Source organism: Ezakiella sp., from assembly GCF_034180565.1.
GTDB lineage: Bacteria > Bacillota > Clostridia > Tissierellales > Peptoniphilaceae > Ezakiella.
Genome location: NZ_JAXFOB010000018.1, coordinates 1 through 4,320, shown reverse-complemented (window position 1 = coordinate 4,320; position 4,320 = coordinate 1). Strand labels below are relative to the sequence as shown.

The window sequence follows — 4,320 nt, the reverse complement described above, 5'->3', positions numbered from 1 at the left end:
GAATGTATCAAAATCAACCATATCTTCAAATAATGGCTCTACTTTTACTTTTGAAAAGTCGATTTTTTCTGTCGTAAGTTTGTCGTAAGTTTCGTAAGTTTCTTTTGACAAATCCCCATTTTCTGCCTTTTCTAAGCCTAGTGGCTTCATTGTTGGGAACAAAATTACGTCTCTTATAGATGTTTCGCCTGTAAGGAACATAATGAGTCTGTCGATGCCGATGCCAAGTCCACCCGTCGGTGGAAGTCCTACTTCAATTGCATTTAAGAAGTCTTCGTCCATCGGATGCGCTTCGTCGTCTCCAAGGCGTTTTGCTTCGATTTGTGCGGTAAATCTTTCCCTTTGGTCAATCGGGTCGTTAAGTTCAGAGAATGCGTTTGCAATTTCCTTTGTATTTATAAACGCTTCAAATCTGTTTGTGTATCTCGGATCCTCAGGATTTCTCTTTGCAAGCGGAGAAATATCTACAGGGTGACCCGTGACAAATGTCGGTTGAATCATATGTTCTTCACAGAATTCTTCGAAGAATTCGTTTATAATATTTCCTCTTGTCTTCTTTGAAGGTTCGAGAGTAAGTCCCTTTTCTTCAGCAACTTTAACCGCTTCTTCATCGGTTTCGATATTTTCAAAATCAACACCTGCATATTCCTTTACAGCTTCAACCATGCTGATTCTTCTCCAAGGCGGAGTGAGGTCAAGTTCGACCCCGTCATATTCAATAACAGTTTTTCCCAAAACTTTTTCAGCGACAGTTGCAACAAGATTTTCCGTAAGTTCCATCATATCGTTGTAATCTTGATATGCTGCATAAACTTCCATTGCGGTGTATTCAGGGTTATGAGTTGTGTCCATACCTTCATTTCTGAACATCTTTCCCATTTCATAAACCTTGTCGAACCCGCCGACAACCAATCTCTTTAGATAAAGTTCATTTGCAATTCTAAGATACATATCAATGTCGAGAGTGTTGTGGTGCGTAATGAAAGGTCTGGCATTTGCGCCGCCGGCGATAGTGTTTAATGTAGGCGTTTCAACTTCCAAAAATCCCCTGTCGTCAAGATAATTTCTGATTTCCTTTATGATTCTGTTTCTCTTTAAGAAAGTTTCCTTAATGCTCGGATTCATAATAAGGTCGACATATCTTTGTCTGTATTTCAAATCCTGGTCTTGAAGGCCATGCCATTTTTCAGGAAGAATTTGAAGAGACTTTGTAAGAATTTTAAAATTTTCTGCGCGAACACTCACTTCGCCCATTTTTGTTTTAAAAACTTCACCTGTGATTCCGACGATATCTCCGATGTCCAAAAGTTTAACATCGTTGTATTCGTCTCCCAAATTGTCAATCTTTAAAAACGCTTGGATTCTGCCTGTTGAATCTTGTATATCCAAAAATGTGACTTTTCCATGACCTCTTCTTGCCATAACTCTGCCGGCAATGGTGACTGATTTGTCTTCAAAGTCCTCAAAGTTTTCAACAATTTCCTTTGTGAAATTCGTTCTTTCAAACTTTTCAACTAAATATGGATTTCTACCTTCTTCTTTTAATTGCTTTAATTTATCTCTCCTTATTTGGAGCATTTCATTTAAATCTTGTTCCATATTAACCCTCTCTATTTCTTTTCGTCCTTAGGCGTTTTCTTAATACTGATTATTTTATATCTTATAACTCCGTCCGGTGCTTCAACTTCCACGACATCTTTTCTTCTTCTGCCCAAAAGTGCAGCTCCAAGCGGACTTTCATTTGAGATTTTGTTATTTATCGGGTCCGATTCGGCACTACCTACAATTGAAAATACTTCCGGCTCATCTTCGCCTTCTTCAAGAACTGTTACGTCAGTTGAAATGTTTACCTTATCCGTTGTAACTTCGTGTTCTTCGACGATTTTCGCCATTCTTAAAGTATTTTCAATTTGAAGAATTCTGTCTTCAACAAGCGCCTGTTCATTTTTTGCTTGGTCGTACTCAGCATTTTCGCTCAAGTCGCCGTAACCCAACGCAACTTTTATTCTTTCTGAAACCTCTTTTCTGGTAACAGTTTTTAATTCTTCTAATTCATTTTTTAAATTATCATAACCTTCACGGGTTAGAAATACTTCCTTTTCAGCCATTTAAACTCCCCTTCTAAAATATATTACTATAATATTTATACGATTAGTGATTGCAACGGTTTAAGACCATTTTTGTAAGCAACGCGTAAGCAACCTCGACGCATATAGAACAATTTCATAATCAATTTGCGACATAAATCATGCCGAATTTTCTATAAAGTATTGTACCATAAGCGGCGAAAAAAATCAAAGATTTATACAACATTTAGCACTCTCGAATAGGAGTGCTAATTTTTTATTCTATTTTTTTATTATGTAAGCGAGGAACGTTTTATAGTTCCTCTAAGAGGTAAAATGAAAAAAAGTAGATACTGCTTTAGATAGAATCTAAAACATACCTGTCCAAGCCTGCAACGATTAACGTTCTTAAAATTTTTGTTTTCGGAACATTATATCTGCAAGCGCAATACTCAACTATATCTGCCAAATCTGACGGTAGGTCAATGAAACATCGGCGTTCATTGCCTATATCATATCTTAATACCCTACTGTACATATAATAAATTTCGTCAAACTTTTCAGGTTTCCCTTTAAGTCCAATTCTCATAAGGTATTCAATAAACTCGTTTATACTGACGTCTTCGTGAACACTCAATTTTCTAAGTTCTTCATAGAAGTATATGCCTGTTGTAAAATCGTATTTGCTCAATTAAGCACCTCTAACAGTCCGCATTCACGTCTTAACTTTTCGAGTGTAGTAACTTTTTTCTCGCTCTTAAATTTATCCATTAAAGACTTAACTTTATCGCTCCACCCTTTCGGGTTATGTGGGCAGTATATCTTTGCAATTTCATCGATAGTCTTTCCTTTGTATAAGCGACCATTCATTAATTGCCCGAAGTAGTCAATGCAATCATTTTTACTTTTAAAGGATTTGCCGACTAAACCGAAGATATTATTGTGATTTCTAGCAAGCCTTGAATCGTGTTCCCAACCGCTTTCAACGACAGCAACCGCTCGAGCAAAGTCGGGGTCAACATCGTATTCCTCAACTATCGAAAAATTAAGTGGGTTAAGAACCGTTAAGGCTAAGCTAACAACCGTCATTAATCTAATCATAGCTAAAACGGTATATTTTCGTCATATCTAGGCTCAAAACCGCCGTCGTTGCTATTGCTACTATTATCATTAGCGCCGCCGTTATTGCGCTCTTTATCGCCCCTAAAATCGATTATATCAAAGTCCTCGACAACTACTTCGGTAAAAGACCTCTTATTTCCCTCATTATCCGTATAATTGTTGACGGATAATCTTCCTGCTACGACAAGTCTTAAACCTTTACCGCTATATTGGGCGAGTGTTTCCGCAGCTTTGCCCCATACAGTAACATTTATAAAATCAACAGTTGCCCAACCTTTTTGAATATATTCTTCTTTTTTATCTCTCGACAATTGTTTGTCAACTGCTAAAGTAAATCTACACTTTGCTTGCGTGCCCTCTCTAAGATATTCTAGTTCGGGGTCACGTGTTAATCTTCCGCTTAATATAACTTTATTCATTATATCTTTTCCCTCCGCGAGTATAATTTTAATAGTTTTATGTAGTAATGGGCAGTACATAGGTAATACTGCCCACAACTGTAAGGATGGATTCCAATAGTAATGATAGAACATAAACTAGCTGATACCAAAAAGGAGAATCCTTATAATATGTTTATTGAGGCAAAAACTGTAAGACAAAAACCCTCAACACCTATATCGTACATAAATATATACAGATAAACAATAACTTATACCAATATACCCCTAAAATAATTTAAAATGTGTATTTATAGGCATTATTTATCTATATTGGTATAAACGCCGATTTTTCTTAAAAAATGCCCACAAACGTTGAAATTTAGCCATTCACTATATATTGGTATAACGCCTTTTCACTTCCCTTTATTACCATTTACACCCCCCTAAAATTCCCTTTACTACCATTCTATATTTTCTGCTCTATATATGTATTTATCAACGTTTATAAGCAATTCTACTCAATATTCCCTATATATAGTAAGGGGCGATAAGCCCCTATGGAGAGTATTGGTTTGAAGTGCGTAAGTAGAATAAATCACCCCAAAATGTCCTTGACCCCATTTTACCGAGCAAGGCGGTTTATGTCGGGGGCAAATGTGAAACAGCTTGCCTGTGCGGTGCTTTTTTGGAATTTCTTTAAGTGTCAAAAGTTTTTTTAATGCAATTTTTCGAGAGGTGATTACCGAAAAAAA

Annotated in this window: 5 protein-coding genes; all 5 read right to left on the bottom strand. The window is 36.6% G+C overall.

The annotated features are described in order from the left end of the window. A partial coding sequence (lysS, locus tag SPI61_RS03915; protein ID WP_321136811.1) for a lysine--tRNA ligase occupies window positions 1-1,599 on the bottom strand: 1,599 nt, incomplete at its 3' end. Between the two features lie 11 nt (window positions 1,600-1,610). Next, on the bottom strand, window positions 1,611-2,108 hold the full coding sequence (gene greA, locus SPI61_RS03910; RefSeq protein WP_321136810.1) for a transcription elongation factor GreA: 498 nt from the start codon (window positions 2,106-2,108) through the stop codon (window positions 1,611-1,613). A 316-nt stretch (window positions 2,109-2,424) separates the two neighbouring features. After that, window positions 2,425-2,757, bottom strand: coding sequence for a hypothetical protein (locus SPI61_RS03905; RefSeq protein WP_321136809.1), 333 nt, complete (start codon window positions 2,755-2,757; stop codon window positions 2,425-2,427). Continuing rightward, the gene (locus tag SPI61_RS03900) at window positions 2,754-3,167 is read right to left on the bottom strand and encodes a glucosaminidase domain-containing protein (RefSeq protein WP_321136808.1); all 414 of its coding nucleotides are present in this window, start codon (window positions 3,165-3,167) and stop codon (window positions 2,754-2,756) included. The genes SPI61_RS03905 and SPI61_RS03900 overlap by 4 nt, the downstream gene beginning before the upstream one ends. A gap of 2 nt (window positions 3,168-3,169) precedes the next feature. Continuing rightward, on the bottom strand, window positions 3,170-3,607 hold the full coding sequence (locus SPI61_RS03895; RefSeq protein ID WP_321136807.1) for a single-stranded DNA-binding protein: 438 nt from the start codon (window positions 3,605-3,607) through the stop codon (window positions 3,170-3,172). Window positions 3,608-4,320 lie beyond the last annotated feature (713 nt).